This is a genomic window from Tumebacillus algifaecis, assembly GCF_002243515.1.
In the GTDB taxonomy this organism is placed as follows: domain Bacteria; phylum Bacillota; class Bacilli; order Tumebacillales; family Tumebacillaceae; genus Tumebacillus_A; species Tumebacillus_A algifaecis.
This window is the reverse complement of sequence record NZ_CP022657.1, coordinates 1,180,098-1,194,239: the sequence shown is the minus strand read 5'-3', so window position 1 is coordinate 1,194,239 and position 14,142 is coordinate 1,180,098. Positions and strand designations below refer to the sequence as shown.

At 53.6% G+C, this 14,142-nt stretch carries 12 protein-coding genes; 5 read left to right on the top strand and 7 right to left on the bottom strand.

Annotated elements, in window-relative coordinates; translation table 11 throughout:
* Positions 1-215: 215 nt before the first annotated feature.
* Positions 216-791, top strand: coding sequence for a TetR/AcrR family transcriptional regulator (locus CIG75_RS05385; protein WP_172844416.1), 576 nt, complete (start codon positions 216-218; stop codon positions 789-791).
* A gap of 55 nt (positions 792-846) precedes the next feature.
* Here CIG75_RS05385 and CIG75_RS05380 read toward each other — a convergent pair whose 3' ends face one another.
* The 7 genes from CIG75_RS05380 to CIG75_RS05350 form a co-directional block, all read right to left on the bottom strand.
* Entirely contained in the window at positions 847-2,925 is a 2,079-nt protein-coding gene (locus CIG75_RS05380; RefSeq protein WP_094235731.1) for a YhgE/Pip domain-containing protein, read from the bottom strand.
* On the bottom strand, positions 2,922-3,548 hold the full coding sequence (locus CIG75_RS05375) for an ATP-binding cassette domain-containing protein (RefSeq protein ID WP_157729402.1): 627 nt from the start codon (positions 3,546-3,548) through the stop codon (positions 2,922-2,924). Before CIG75_RS05375 ends, CIG75_RS05380 begins: the two co-directional genes overlap by 4 nt.
* Positions 3,549-3,693: 145 nt before the next feature.
* Positions 3,694-4,986, bottom strand: a complete 1,293-nt coding sequence (locus CIG75_RS05370) for a tetratricopeptide repeat protein (RefSeq protein WP_094235729.1) — start codon at positions 4,984-4,986, stop codon at positions 3,694-3,696.
* A gap of 227 nt (positions 4,987-5,213) precedes the next feature.
* Complete coding sequence (locus CIG75_RS05365; protein ID WP_094235728.1) at positions 5,214-5,933, bottom strand: HAD family hydrolase; 720 nt, start codon at positions 5,931-5,933, stop codon at positions 5,214-5,216.
* 18 nt (positions 5,934-5,951) lie between these two features.
* Positions 5,952-6,410 carry a tRNA (uridine(34)/cytosine(34)/5-carboxymethylaminomethyluridine(34)-2'-O)-methyltransferase TrmL gene (trmL, locus tag CIG75_RS05360; protein ID WP_094235727.1) on the bottom strand — a complete coding sequence of 153 codons (459 nt, stop codon included), beginning with the start codon at positions 6,408-6,410 and terminating at the stop codon, positions 5,952-5,954.
* A 107-nt stretch (positions 6,411-6,517) separates the two neighbouring features.
* Positions 6,518-7,204 (bottom strand): HD-GYP domain-containing protein, encoded by a 687-nt coding sequence (locus CIG75_RS05355; RefSeq protein ID WP_157729401.1) that lies wholly within the window; start codon positions 7,202-7,204, stop codon positions 6,518-6,520.
* Between the two features lie 224 nt (positions 7,205-7,428).
* Positions 7,429-8,382, bottom strand: a complete 954-nt coding sequence (locus CIG75_RS05350; RefSeq protein WP_094235725.1) for an amidase domain-containing protein — start codon at positions 8,380-8,382, stop codon at positions 7,429-7,431.
* A 201-nt stretch (positions 8,383-8,583) separates the two neighbouring features.
* Here CIG75_RS05350 and CIG75_RS05345 point away from each other — a divergent pair, with 201 nt between their 5' ends.
* The 4 genes from CIG75_RS05345 (at position 8,584) to CIG75_RS05330 (ending at position 14,061) form a co-directional block, all read left to right on the top strand.
* Complete coding sequence (locus CIG75_RS05345; protein WP_094235724.1) at positions 8,584-9,330, top strand: IclR family transcriptional regulator; 747 nt, start codon at positions 8,584-8,586, stop codon at positions 9,328-9,330.
* 114 nt (positions 9,331-9,444) lie between these two features.
* Positions 9,445-11,379: an aconitate hydratase gene (locus tag CIG75_RS05340; protein WP_094235723.1), complete on the top strand. Its 1,935-nt coding sequence runs from the start codon at positions 9,445-9,447 to the stop codon at positions 11,377-11,379.
* A gap of 108 nt (positions 11,380-11,487) precedes the next feature.
* Positions 11,488-12,564, top strand: a complete 1,077-nt coding sequence (locus CIG75_RS05335; protein WP_094235722.1) for an isocitrate/isopropylmalate family dehydrogenase — start codon at positions 11,488-11,490, stop codon at positions 12,562-12,564.
* 117 nt (positions 12,565-12,681) lie between these two features.
* Complete coding sequence (locus tag CIG75_RS05330; protein ID WP_094235721.1) at positions 12,682-14,061, top strand: CotS family spore coat protein; 1,380 nt, start codon at positions 12,682-12,684, stop codon at positions 14,059-14,061.
* Positions 14,062-14,142: the final 81 nt, after the last annotated feature.

Sequence of the window (14,142 nt, the reverse complement as noted above, 5' to 3'; positions counted from 1 at the left end):
TTAGGATATTCGGACAAATGCTTGCCCTATGACTGTAGGAGGCAAATATTCTGAATATTAGGTCAATGATAAGACTCGTATTGTGCCGTTCGTATTCTATATCTATGCAAGCCCGTTTGATCTGTTGCGTCCTTGGAAAAATTGAAATGAGGCCGTTTCTCTGATATGATATTAAGAGCGGTTATTAGTACTTACTTCTAAGTGGGTGAATGGTCATGCGCAAGAGCAAAATGAGCCTGATTTTTCAGGCTGCCATCGATGTATTCTCCGAAAAAGGGTTTGACAAAGCGACGATGGATGACATTGCGACACGCGCCAACGTCGCAAAAGGCACCATCTACTACCATTTTAAAAGCAAAGAAGAACTCTTCTTTTTCCTCGTCGAAGAAGGCGTTGAACTGTTGCGCGATGGCGTGGAGGCCAAACTTCTGCCCGAGATGGACCCCAAGGAAAAGCTGGAGGTCATCGTGCGCGAACAGATCAACTTCTTTGGACAATATCGCGACTTCTGTGTGATTCTGCTTCGTGAAGCATGGGGCGGGGAAGAACGTCAGCTTGAGTTTCGGAAGATGATACGCTCGTATATGTACCTGATTGAAAATGTGATTACTGAAGGGATCGAAAGCGGAGATTTCCACCCCGTCAATCCAGAAAATGCTGGTGCGGGTATCTTCGGCATGCTGGCGATCTCTGCCTTGCATATCTTGCTTGGCAAAAAGCAGTACGATGAAGAAGCATTGTTCCTCGATATGAATCGTATGGTGTTCGCAGGAGTTTTGAAACACACATAAGCCTGCAACGCAAAAAACGCCTCTGTTCCCAATGGGAACAGAGGCGTTTTTTGCGTTATCCGGCCAACTGATCTTTTTCATGCAGGTCACGCACGCGCAGCTTACGGCGGGTGGTGACGATATGGACCAGCAGGATGCCGACCAGCACAGCGCCGAGAATCAGCAGATCGCGCAGAATGCGCGCTTCATCCCCAGTGGAGATGAGCGAGCGCAGTCCCTCCACGCCGTAGGTCATCGGCAGGAAATTGTGGATGTTCTGGAAGATCTGCGGCACCAGTTCGATCGGGAACGTACCGCCGCTTGAAGCCAATTGCAAGATGAGCAGCAAGATGGCGATAAAGCGTCCCGGACCGCTGCCAAGCCGTGCGATCAACAGACCGATGATCGCAATCGCGGTCAAGGAGAACAGGATGTTGAACAGGTAAAACTCGGCCAGGTGCATCACCTGCAAGCCCAACACTTCGGTCAAGAAAAAGGAGACGATCAGCGCTTGTACGACCCCGATCACCCCGAGCGCCGAAAACTTGCCGAGCACAAGCGACGTCGTGGAAACGGGAGACAACGTCCAGCGGTATTCGCTCATCGACAGGATGAAATACAACATCAAGGCCCCGACCCACAAGGAGAGCGGGATGAAATAGGGAGCAAAGCCCATGCCGTAAGTCGGCACCGCATGCAGTGGTTGGCGCTCTGTTACCAACGGGTCGGCCATGATCGCCGCCTTTTGATCCGGATTTTTAATCGTCGAATCGGCGGTTGCACGGGTCAGTTCGTCGGCCAGCTTTTGATTGCCGTCTGCCAGATCGCGGGAACCATTGGCGAGCTTCTGGCTTCCGCTGAGCAGATTTTCGGTACCGCTAGCCAATTGACCGCTGCCGTTTGCCAGTGCGGTCGCAGAACTGGTAAGCGTCGCCGATCCGCTTTTGATCTCGCCAAGCCCTTTGTTGAGGTCGGCAGCGCCTTTGGCCAGCTCGTTGCTGCCAGACGTGAGCTTTTGCGCCCCGCTGACCATTTGATCTTGGCCGGAAGAGATCTGATCGAGCGCGCCGACCGCTTGCTCCAGACCTTGTTTACTGCCTTGCACTTGGCCTGCGGTCTGGCCCAGCGCATCAGCGACTCCGTTTACTTTTTGCATCGCGCCAAGATAGACAGGATCTTGGGCGATCGTGCCATATTTCTGTCCGAGATAGCTCAGCATCTCCTGCACAGACCACTGTGACGGGTCTGCCGAGGTCGGCTGTCCTGCCGAGGTGCCAAGCGTCCCTTGCATCTGGGTCAGCCCCGCTTGCAGGCGGTCGGTGTTCGGCAGCGAGCTTTGCAAACCATCGCGCACTTGCCGAATTCCCCCTGTGCTGGTGGTAAGCCCGGCCGAAAGTTGCTGGGAGCCAGATGCGATGTCTTTCGCCCCGCTCGCGAGTTTCGCAGAACCGTCGTTTGCGGTGCCGATCGCACCGTCGATCTTCCCGCTCCCAGCGGCGAGCTTCGCATTGCCATCGGCCACTTGACGGGCTGCATCATTCACTTTTTTCGTGCCGTCCGATAAGTCGCGGTTGCCTGTCGCCAGATCACCTGCGCCATCGGCCAGCTTGTTCGCGCCGTCGGCCGCTTTGCTGAGGCCGTTGCCCGCATCACCGATCACATCGAAGATGCCTTTGAAATACTCTTCGCTAAACTTGTTGCCAAGGTCCTCGCGCACTTGCGCTTCCAGCCGCGATGTGATCGTCGAGGCGATGTAGTTCTTGCCTTCATTCGGGGTAAAATGCAGCTGAGCGCGCTGTGGGTGATCCCCTTCCACCGAGCGCACATCGTCGGAGAAGGACGGTGGAATCGTCATCGTCAAATAATAGCGGTCCCCTTCCAATCCTGCTTGCGCCTTTTGCGCATCGACCAGTTCAAATCCAAACTTTCGGTCTTCCAAAAGCTTATCCACCAGTTCTTGCCCGTACTCGCCACGGTCTTGATTGACGATGGCGACCGGAAACTGATCGAGTCGCTCATAGGGGTCCCAAAACGCATACAAGTACATCCCACTGTATAAAAGCGGAATGATCATCCCGACGACAACCGCCGCGCGCCCGAGGCGAGAGCGTAGCAGACGGCGAAATTCAGTACGGAAAATCCAAAAGATACTCATCGTGTCCACACCTCTCCTTCCGGCAATTGCGCCACCAGGTCACAGCGTTCTGCCACCTGTAACAGAACCGTCGTCAACAGCACGGTACTACCCGCTTCCGTCAGGTCGCGCATATCGCGATAGGCGATCTCCCATTCCTCATTGGTCAGCCCCCGCTCCGGCTCGTCGATCAGCACCAATTTGGGTTGATGCACCAGCGCTGTAGCCAGTCCGGTCCGAAACTGTTCCAAATGTGGGATATCTTTCACCCGATACTTGCGCACTTCCTCCAAATCATACGTGTTCAACAGCTCGCTCACCCGCTCTTTCGCCTTGCGCACATGATGCAAACGCGCTTGAAACAGCAGGTGCTCTTCCACCGTCAACGTATCGAACAGCGGCGACAAGTCTTGAATCGGTCCGAGGCCGACCCGTTTTTTGTCCGGCTTCTTCCCGCCCACTTGCACCTCACCTTTTGAAGGGAGCAGGTTCCCCGACGCCAGCAACAGCACGCTCGATTTCCCCGTCCGCGATGGGCCATACACAGCCCCAATCTGCCCGTCCTCCAAATCGAAATGCAAATCCCGATATATCTGATGCCGCCCGTAGCTCAATTCCACATGTTGAAATGAAACATAAGACAAGGCATCCACCTCCTCGTTCCTAAAACTGACTGGTCAGTACAAAAACCAAATGATGAAAAGATTATACGCTCCTGACTGACACTGTGTCAACATACAAAAAGCCCCGTTTCCGGGGCTTATTCCAGTGCTTAGTATGTGATGGAACTTAGAGGACAATGCCACGTTCCTTCAAGTTGCTTTCCATTGCGCGCTTCATCTGCTCTAAGGAATGAATCGCCTTTTGCAAGTCGCCTTGATCTTTGTAGATGTCGCCGAGCAGCGAGTACGATTTGGCAATTTCACGAGGCAGATCGGCAACTTCGAATACGCCGACCGATTTTTCCATATACTCGATCGCAGCCTCGAAGTGGCCTTGCTCCTTTTTGATGATCGCGAAGGTGCGATAGACATAGCCGCGCTCGACTTCAGTATCGGACAGCAGTTGCAGTGCCGCCTCACAGTGTTTCGACGCTTCATCAAACACTTTGTTGGTCAGATAGATGCGCGCCATCTCACCATGCGTATGCGCCACTTTGTCATTGTAGCCATACTCTTGGTATTCGGTCAGGCACTCAGCCAGCGTCTGAAGCGCGACGTTCAGATCGCCACCTTCTGCTTTGGAGATCCCAAAGTTTTCTTTCACTTCGATCGCGAGCTTGATATTTTTCAAACCGCGGTAGAGGGAGATCGCATGTTGCGAATACTCGCTCGCCCGATCAAAATCGCCAATCTCTTTGAACTTCTGACCAAGGTGGCGATACAGATCGGAGATCATCGTAAAGTTGACCGAGCCTCCCAACAGCTCATGCGCGCGCTTGTAAGCGCTCAGCGCGTCTTTCTTCTCACCGAGGTATCCGTAGACTTCACCGAGCTGACTGAGAATCTCCGAGGACAAGAACGGATCTTTTTCCTCCAGCTTTTCGATCAGATCGAGCGCCTTTTGCCAGTGGTAGATGGCCAGCGGATAATTGTGGCGTTTCTTCTCGACGAGGCCGAGCTTTTTCAGGGCCAGGATCTGCATGTACAGGTCTTTGCGAGTGGCAGCCGACGACAAGACGCGGTCGAAACCGTCCATCGCCTCATCCAAGTGCCCGGTCTCCAATTGGCATTCCGCGAGGTCAAATTGAATTTCCGCCGAGTGCAGCTGCGGAATCGAATCCTCCATCAATTCGGACAGCACAGGAACGGCTTGCTCATACTCCCCGGCTTCCATCATGGCTCGTGCCACCTTGTATGTAGCGATCTGCTCAATTTGCATCTGCATATCGGTCAGGAAATATTCGATCGGGGTCTCCAGTTTTTCAGCGATCGCTTGCAGCAGTTTGTGCGACGGGTTGGCTTTGTCCGCTTCGATTTGCGAAATCATCGACGGGGTTACCATCCCGGAGCCAAGATCACTCTGCGTCAAACCTTTCTGAATGCGTAGTTCTTTAATCTTCTGTCCCAACGTTGCTGGCATACACACATTCTCCTCTCGTTCGATCCATCAGTCGTTCGCTGATTGCAATGAACATTTACTTTGAGTCAATTAATTTTCGTCTTTACCCGAACATTATTAACGGAGTTAATTCATTCTATACATTTCCAGACCCGAATAGACCAATTTTTTTAAGCAAGCACAGCTCCCATTCACAATGAAGTCAAGAGAAAAGACTGTGCGCGGGCACAGTCCATAGCAGTCGGCTGCTAACGCAAGGCCGGGAGTTCAACGCGTACGAATTGCAAGAGGTCATCCAGCGTCCCTTGACGATCAAACGGCAAAGGATGTTCGGGTGCTGGCTCGCCGTTGTTCACCCAATAGGTCTGCAGACCGATCGTGCCAGCGACGAGATCTTCGTAGGCATCATTCCCAATCATCATACAAGATTCGTAAGGCGCGCCAATTTTCTGTACGATCTCGCGGTAATAATTTGGATTCGGTTTGCAGAAATGACTGTCTTCATATGTGGTGACCAGTTCAAAGGGCAAATCGTCAATACCAGCCCAGCGCATCCGGTGTAATGTCGCCGTGCGCGGAAACAGCGGATTGGTCGCTAACACCAGCCGGTATCCTTTTTCCAAAGCGGCCAAGCAGATCTCGCGAGCCAAAGGGGTCGGCTCGGACAGGTGTGCCAACTCTCCAAACTCTCGGGCATAAAACGCATCGACAATTGGAAAGAAATCATCGCCTGTCACTTGTAATGTGCCAAGAAAGTCCGATTTAAACACCTGCTCGTTAGAAAGAGCAGCGTCATCATTTTTGACCATCGCTTTCGTCGATGCCCAGACTTGGGCCACAAACTGCTCCGGCGGCAAAAGATGGGCCACGCTGGCAGCAAGGTGCTTGAAATACCCTTTGACAAAACGGTCGTTATCCATCGGCAGCAGTGTGCCGTCAAGATCAAACAGAAGCGTTGTCAGTCCCATGATGCGTCTCCTCTTCTCTTACGTCAAATTCGGAAATCCTTGCTGGCGGAGGGCTTCAAAGACGACGACGGCCACGGCGTTCGACAGGTTGAGCGACCGTGCGTCCGGCAGGATGGGGATGCGAATCAGGCTGTCGCGGTTTTCCTCGATCAGCTCATCTGGCAGTCCCCGTGTCTCTCGTCCAAAGACAAGAAAGTCGTCAGGGCCGAATTCGATGTCGGTGTACGACTTGTCCGCTTTGGTCGTTGCAAAGAAGAAACGACCCTGCGGATACTTGGCCCGGAGGTCTGCAAAGCTGTCGTGGTAATGCAAGTCGAGCAAGTGCCAGTAATCGAGACCGGCCCGCTTTAACTGCTTATCATCAACGGAGAATCCGAGAGGCTTGACCAGATGCAGCGAACAACCTGTACAAGAACAGGTACGAGAGATATTTCCCGTATTCGCCGGGATCTCTGGTTCAACAAGTACAATGTGCATTGAAGTGAGGACCCCCTTTTTTAAACAGCAGGGTTAAAAGCTTTCTAAGATACTAGCATACAAAAAGGAACAGCCTCTCGCAACTGGGAAGGCTGTTCAAGTAGAATTTATGATATATTCTTAAATTTTTGTAACTGCAAAGACTCATATTCCAATATTTTTGACTCCTCTTGAATCCGTTCCAAATCACCGATCGGAATCGCCAGAAAAGCATCTACGCAGCGCGGACAAAACTGTGCCCCGACATGGCGCATAATTTCTTCTCGGGCAAATTCGATCGACTGCGCCTTGCGGTACGGACGGTCGGACGTGATCGCATCGAACGTATCGGCGATCGCAAAAATTCGGGCGAGCAGCGGAATGTCCTCCCCATGTAACTGAGCCGGATAGCCGCGTCCGTCAATTCGCTCATGGTGGTAGAGCACCACATCCTGCCCTTCTTTGAGAAAGTCGATGTCCTTGACCATCAAATGTCCCATGAACGGATGTTCCTTCATCACCGCCCATTCTTCTTCCGTGAGCGCAGACGGTTTTTTCAAAATCGAATCGGGTACCGCAATCTTCCCGATGTCGTGCAGCAAGGCTCCCCACTCGAGCTGCTGGAGCATGCGTGCGTCAAGGCCGAGTCGCTGACCGATCAACGCCGAATAGCGCACGACGCGTTGACAGTGTCCGTTCGTTTCATCATCTTTAGCAGCGACCGCATTGGCCAGAGCATTGAGCGACGACTGGTGCGAGCGCAGTAATTTTTGATTTTTCTCCTGCAATACCGAAAGTGCCACACCGAATCCCAAACCAATTCCGCCATGCGCGATCATATCAAAGAAAGTAGCAGTCAAATGAAAAAGTCCGTAACAGAGTCCGATCAAAAATCCAATCAATCCGTATACATAGCGTTTTTTTGCCAGCGGGAAGCTCCCCCTTCCATTTAGAATTTGACTGAATTTTATATCGGAACATTACTTCTACTGGAAATAGGGTGACTCCTGCTCATTTTCGTCCATTCACGACAAAAATTTTAAAAATTGTCTGGGATGTGATAAAAAACATATTGAGTGCGCGCCGTGAACGCATAGCTGTCCCGATAATCCCAATAGCGACGATGGGATGCGACCGTGTGCGCATTGACCAGCGGCATGCCGCTTACATCAAAATCGACCACGACCGTATTGTGCTGCCAGCGTCCGTCGCCGTCCCAATCATAGCAGATCACATCGCCCACTTTCAGTTGCCGCGGGTCGGCCACCGCTTGGGCATGCAACAGACGCGACAAGGCGAGTTTGAACGAATGTGCGACCGCCCATGAGTAACTCCAGGACTTGTTGCGGTGCCACCAGCCAGTTCCACGGGAGGATGTGAAGATCATCGGCATCCCACCCGCATGCACGACCTGCGAGATGAAATTTGTGCAATCGTTGCCCTGTATCTTTTGATAGGCCGGGTTGTAGCTGTTCCACCACAGCTCCGCAAATTTAAACGCTCGGACCCGATCATATCGGCCGCGCACCAGACGCTGTTCTGCCAAGCGCACGCTCGCTTCCTCAAGCTGTACGGCTTCTACTTTCGGATGATGCGGTGCTTTCTGCTCACAGTCGGCCTGATCCTGCACCACCTTCCACGTGCCGCCAAACGGAATCAAGGTCAGGCGGTGCACGCTGCGCCGCGCTTCATGACCGATGTCATCCCCCTGTTCATAAAAAAAGCGGACCTGTTCGATCAGATCGACCGTCGCTGTCTCTTGCTCCCTGTTCCAATAGGTTTTTACGATCTGCAGATCGGTCTTCGCCTTGCGATAACGCACCTCTCGGGACTGTAAGGCATTGCGCAGTGCCCGCACCTCCTGAAACGAATGACAATCGGCTGGCGTGCCTGACAAATAGTGCAGGAGCGTCGTCTCTTCGCCTTGCAGCCAAGCTCGATTTTTTTCTCGAAAAAATTCCTCGACCGTCTTCAGCCACACCTGTTTCTCCATGGGGCAGACCTCCTGTTTGAATGGCTTCCCCGCTCAAAAGAGACACTAGCGAGTGCATGCGTTCATCATCAAGCTATATGCGGGTTTGGCTTGCCTCCCTGACAGGAAAAAAAATCTTTGAACAATTTCCCACTCATGGTATACTATAAAATGAAACAGGGTTTCATCTAACGAAACACTCCGCTATGAGGAGGTTGCAGTATGGCTGCGGAAGGTGAAAAAGGCACGGTCCGTGCGGTGGAACGGGCTCTGGATATCCTGCTCTGCTTTTCCGGATCGGAAACCGAGTTGGGACTTTCGGACATCGCCAAGCGAATCGGGCTGCACAAGAGCACCGTACACCGCTTGCTCGCCTCACTGGAGAGCAAAGGCTTTGTGAGACGCCATCCCACCACCGAGAAGTATCGTCTCGGCTGGAGCGTGCTGGAGTTGGTCTCAAACATCAACCGATCGGACGACCTATCCTCGATCGTCCGACCTGAGATGACCCGGTTGCGCGATCAACTCGGTGAAACGACATCTTTGTATGTCCGCTCCGGGATTGAGCGCATCCGCATTCAAGCGGTGGAAAGCACCCAGCCAGTGCGGCGCGTCGCCGATATCGGCAAACGCTTGCCGCTTTATGTCGGCGCATCGGGCAAAGTGTTGCTCGCCTATGCGGAAGAACCAATCGAATTGTTTTTGAACGATCCGAGCTGGCCACAAGATCTGAACCGTGAAGAATTTATCAAATCGATTCAAACGGTGCGGGACAAAGGCTATGCGGTCTCGATCGAAGAGCGGGAGTTGGGCGCGGCTGCGGTCGCAGCACCGATCTTCTCGCGCACAGGCCAGATTGTGGCAGCGTTGTCCGTCTCTGGCCCTGTAGACCGCTTCACTGCGGCTTCGGTGGAAGAGTTTGCACTTGCGGTGCGCAAATCGACTGAGTTCATCTCCAAGATGGTCTAAGCGAGTTCACCGCTGATGTCTTCTGATCATGTTTGAATTTCCTGTTGGTCTAGGCTCCCTTTAGGGTACGCTAGATTGCAGAGACTCATATGAGGTTTATGGGAGGTTTTTGGAATGGGAAAGAATCTTGTACAAAAAATTCTTGAAGCTCATCTCGTCCAAGGCGAGTTGGTAGCTGGTAAAGAAATCGCAATCCGCATCGACCAAACGCTGACTCAAGATGCTACTGGTACCATGGCGTACCTGCAATTTGAAGCGATGGGCGTGCCGCAAGTTAAAACGGAACTGTCCGTTTCCTACGTTGACCACAACACCTTGCAATCCGGTTTTGAAAACGCGGACGACCACCGCTTCCTGCAAACGGTTGCTTCGAAGCACGGGATTCACTTCTCGCGCCCGGGCAACGGGATCTGCCACCAAGTACACCTCGAGCGTTTCGCAAAGCCGGGCAAAACCCTGCTTGGTTCTGACTCCCACACCCCGACTGCGGGCGGCATGGGTTCGATCGCAATGGGTGCAGGCGGTCTGGACATCGCAGTCGCAATGGCTGGCGGCGCTTTCTACCTGAACTCTCCGAAAGTTGTAAAGGTTGAACTGCAAGGCAAACTGCAACCGTGGGTCGCAGCAAAAGACATCATCCTCGAAGTTCTGCGCCGTATGACCGTTAAAGGCGGCGTAGGCAAGATCATCGAATATACGGGCGAAGGCGTAGCATCGCTGACCGTTCCGGAGCGCGCTACCATCACCAACATGGGTGCAGAGCTTGGTGCTACCACCTCGATCTTCCCGTCTGACGAAAACACCCGCATCTACCTCGAAGCACAAGGCCGCGGCGGCGACTACACTGCGCTGGCAGCAGATGCAGATGCAACCTACGATGAAGAGATCATCATCGACCTGAACACTTTGGCACCGAACATTGCACAACCGCACTCCCCGGACAACGTCGTTCCGGTTCCGGAACTGAACGGTCAAAAAATTCCGGTCAACCAAGTGGCAGTCGGTTCCTGCACCAACTCTTCGTACACCGACCTGATGCGTCTCGCGGCGGTTCTCAAGGGCAAGACCGTACACCCGAACGTATCTCTGGTCGTATCTCCGGGCTCCAAGCAAGTGTTCGAAATGATCGCTCGCAACGGCGCACTGGCTGACATCCTCGCATCTGGCGCTCGTATCCTCGAGTCCGCTTGCGGTCCGTGCATCGGCATGGGTCAAGCTCCGTCTTCCGGCGCTGTATCCGTTCGTTCGTTCAACCGTAACTTCGAAGGCCGTTCCGGTACTGCCGATGCAAAAGTATACTTGGCATCTGTCGAAACTTGCGCAGCTGCTGCTGTGACCGGCTTCATCACCGACCCGCGCGAACTGGGCGACCTGCCGACCATCGCAATGCCGGACAAGTACCTGATCGACGATCGCCTCGTGCTGTCTCCGTCCGAAGAGCCGGACACTGTTGAAGTCGTGCGCGGCCCGAACATCAAGCCGCTTCCGGTCAACACCGAACTGGCAGACGCACTGAACGCTCCGGTATCGCTGAAAGTCGGCGACAACATCACCACCGACCACATCATGCCGGCTGGTGCAAAAGTTCTGCCGCTGCGTTCGAACATCCCGGCGATCTCCGAGCACGTTTACGTGCGCGTTGACCCGCAGTTCCCGTCCCGTGCGAAAGAACTTGGCAAATCGATCATCATCGGCGGCCACAACTACGGCCAAGGTTCTTCCCGTGAACATGCTGCGCTCGCTCCGATGTACCTCGGCGTGAAAGCTGTCATCGTGAAGTCTTACGCTCGTATCCACCGTGCCAACCTGATCAACTTCGGCCTGCTCCCGCTCACTTTCGTGAACGAAGCGGACTACGAATCGATCGAACAAAGTGACGAAATCGCAATCGACAACCTGCGCGGCCAAATCGAAGCAGGTAACGAACTGACTGTGAAAAACGTAACCAAAGGCACCGAGTTCAAAGTGACCCATGACCTGACCGGACGTCAAATCGACATCATTCTGGCAGGCGGTTTGCTCAACTACACCAAATCCCAAGCGGTTTAATGAACTGCTGACGATTTGCTAACACTAAGGGGGAGCGACAAGCTTCCCCCTTTACTTTTCAATGCACATGCACACAGCTTCAGCTATTCGACATATGAGGTGAACTCCATGGAAAAATTTACAGTAGTAGTGATGGAAGGCGACCAAACCGGTCAAGAATTGCTTGAAGAAGGGCTGCGCGTGCTCGATCCGACGCTTACCGGTGTCAACATCGAATTTGCACGTTTTGACCTGTCGCTCGAAAACCGCCGTGCGACGCAAAACCAAGTGGTGCACGAAGCGGCAGCCGCGATGAAAGAACACGGCTACGGCTACAAAGCGGCGACGATCACTCCAGAGATTCCGGGCGATGTCGGCTCCCCGAACGCGATCCTGCGCAAAGGCATCGACGGCACCGTCATCGTGCGCACAGGTCGCCGCATTCCGGGCATCACTCCGGTTGCAGGCGTGTACGCACCGATCTCTGTCGTCCGCATGGCGGTTGACGATGCATACGGCGCAAAAGAGTGGCGCGAAGGCGAAGGCGTGGACGAAATCGCCTACCGCACCGAGAAAATCTCCCGCAAAATCTGCCGCGGTGTTGCTCAATACGCATTTGAACAAGCGCGCAAAACCAATGCAAAAGTATTCGGCGGCCCGAAATTCACCGTTTCCCCGGTTTACGAAGGCATGCTGAAAGAAGAGATGGACCTCGCTTCGAAAAGCTATGCGGAAGTAAAATACGAACCGCAATTGATCGACGCCACCTATGCGCTGCTGATGAACACTTCGGGCGAACCATTGGTCATCCCGGCACTGAACCGCGACGGCGACTGCCTCTCCGACCTCGTGTTGCAAATGTTCGGCTCGATCGCAGGTGCCGAATCGATCCTGCTGGCGTTCGACGATCAACAGAACACCTCGACTGTGATGGCCGAAGCTCCGCATGGCACAGCACCTGGTCTGTTCGGCAAAAACGTGGCCAACCCGATGGCGATGCTCCTCGCAGCCGCATCCTTGCTCACCTTCTTCAAAACGAAAGAAGCGGATCTCGCATCCCGTGCGATCTACGAATCGACTTTGGAAGCGGTTGTCGAAGGCACTCGCACCGCAGATCTCGGCGGCACCGCATCGACCACCGACTTCACCGATGAAGTGATCCGTCGTATGAAAACCAAGCTCGAAGTATGGAAAACGCTCGCGTAAACGAATTACGATCCACGCAGAGACCACCCGGCACCAGCGGGTGGTCTTTTGCGTATGCGCAACGCTTGACACCTTGTCATATGCTGTAAAAGCAATGTCAAGCGGAGGTGAGATAACTTGGCGGACAAATCAACCAGCAACAAGGGCGGAGACTGGCTGAAGCAGTTGTTCAACGAGATGATGCGCCCTCCGAAATGGATGAAAGACGGGAAGCCTGGTACAAAAAAGCCAACTGGGGATGGAAAAAAGGCTGAAGCTGACGTTTCACCAAAGCCGAAGAAACGTCAGCCTCCCGCTTGGTGGTCCTGGTCACAATCGGACGGGGTCCCCAAGTCACGGCAAAGAAATAGGGAGCGGCCAATACGCTCTCGGCAAGTGAAAAAAAACAATTCTCCTGTAAAAAAAGAGCGCACCTCCAAGTCCCAAGGTCGGCTATCCCAAAGCGACCTGGGCAGCGCTCTGCCTGGCTCCGCAAGCGATCTGCACGCGCAGATTCGTCGTCATGGCTTCAATCCGACTGTGCTCAAGTCCTACAAGATTACGCCGACCAAGGTCGAACCGTTCGGCCCTGTGCTTCGACTGCGCACCAATCAAGGACTGGTATCACTGAAAAAGTGCGATCTCCGCTCTGCACATGTTGCATTTTTGCATCAGGCGCTCCAACATGTCGAAAAGCAAAAGTTTACTCGCTTTGCTCCGTTTCTGCTGACGTCAAAAGGGTTGCCCTATGCGCAAATCGGTGGAGATACCTACTATGCGACACGCTGGCTTCGCGGTCAGGAGGTCGATTTCCGCTCGATGCCACAACTGGCCCTCGCAACGCGCACCTTGGCCGATTTTCATAAGGCATCACGAGGGTTTGACCCATCCGGATATGCGCCACCGTCGATCTTTGACATGGTCGATCGGTTTAACGACCGACGCGACGAATTGGTCGAGTGGAAGCGTCGCGCTTCGATCAAGTCGCGGCCTGACGATATCGACAAAATCTTTCTCAAACATGCCGATCATTATATCGCCGAATCGGATACAGCGCTAAAGGCGCTCAGACGGCCACAGGTGCGCTCACATCTGTTGTTCGAAGAGGATGACCCACCGCTTCTACATCTCGATTTGACACCTTATAACATGATCTATACGCCGAACAACCAAGTGGCCTTGATCGACTTCGATTTTGCTGCGTTTGGCCCGCGCACACTCGATTTGGCCCATCTGATGCGCCGCGCGCTCCAACGGCACGAATGGGACGAAGCGGTCGCCCGCCATGCGCTGGTCAACTACGGCGCAATCTCGCCGCTGACACCTGCCGAGTACATGATTTTAAGCGGACTGCTCCGCTTCCCGCACCGTTTCTGGCGCATCGGCTACCAACATTATGACATCGACCACGACCCCAATCACCTCGGCTACTTCCAACTGGCCGAAGCGGAAGAACCGCAGCGGCTCCGTTTTCTCGACGACTTTGAGAAGCAGATCGCTCGCATCAGGCGAACATAAAAAAGCCGACCAATTGGTCAGCCGATCCATGTCACCTTCCCATCTTGATCGAGTTGCGTCAATTACCATCGAGCAAGATGT

Bases quoted from the DNA above. Each gene is read 5' to 3' on its own strand.
- CIG75_RS05365 (WP_094235728.1), bottom strand. From the start codon at position 5,933: ATGGGACTGACAACGCTTCTGTTTGATCTTGACGGCACACTGCTGCCG.
- trmL (WP_094235727.1), bottom strand. From the start codon at position 6,410: ATGCACATTGTACTTGTTGAACCAGAGATCCCGGCGAATACGGGAAAT.
- CIG75_RS05350 (WP_094235725.1), bottom strand. From the start codon at position 8,382: ATGGAGAAACAGGTGTGGCTGAAGACGGTCGAGGAATTTTTTCGAGAA.
- CIG75_RS05380 (WP_094235731.1), bottom strand. From the start codon at position 2,925: ATGAGTATCTTTTGGATTTTCCGTACTGAATTTCGCCGTCTGCTACGC.
- CIG75_RS05335 (WP_094235722.1), top strand. From the start codon at position 11,488: ATGGAAAAATTTACAGTAGTAGTGATGGAAGGCGACCAAACCGGTCAA.
- CIG75_RS05345 (WP_094235724.1), top strand. From the start codon at position 8,584: ATGGCTGCGGAAGGTGAAAAAGGCACGGTCCGTGCGGTGGAACGGGCT.
- CIG75_RS05370 (WP_094235729.1), bottom strand. From the start codon at position 4,986: ATGCCAGCAACGTTGGGACAGAAGATTAAAGAACTACGCATTCAGAAA.
- CIG75_RS05385 (WP_172844416.1), top strand. From the start codon at position 216: ATGCGCAAGAGCAAAATGAGCCTGATTTTTCAGGCTGCCATCGATGTA.
- CIG75_RS05340 (WP_094235723.1), top strand. From the start codon at position 9,445: ATGGGAAAGAATCTTGTACAAAAAATTCTTGAAGCTCATCTCGTCCAA.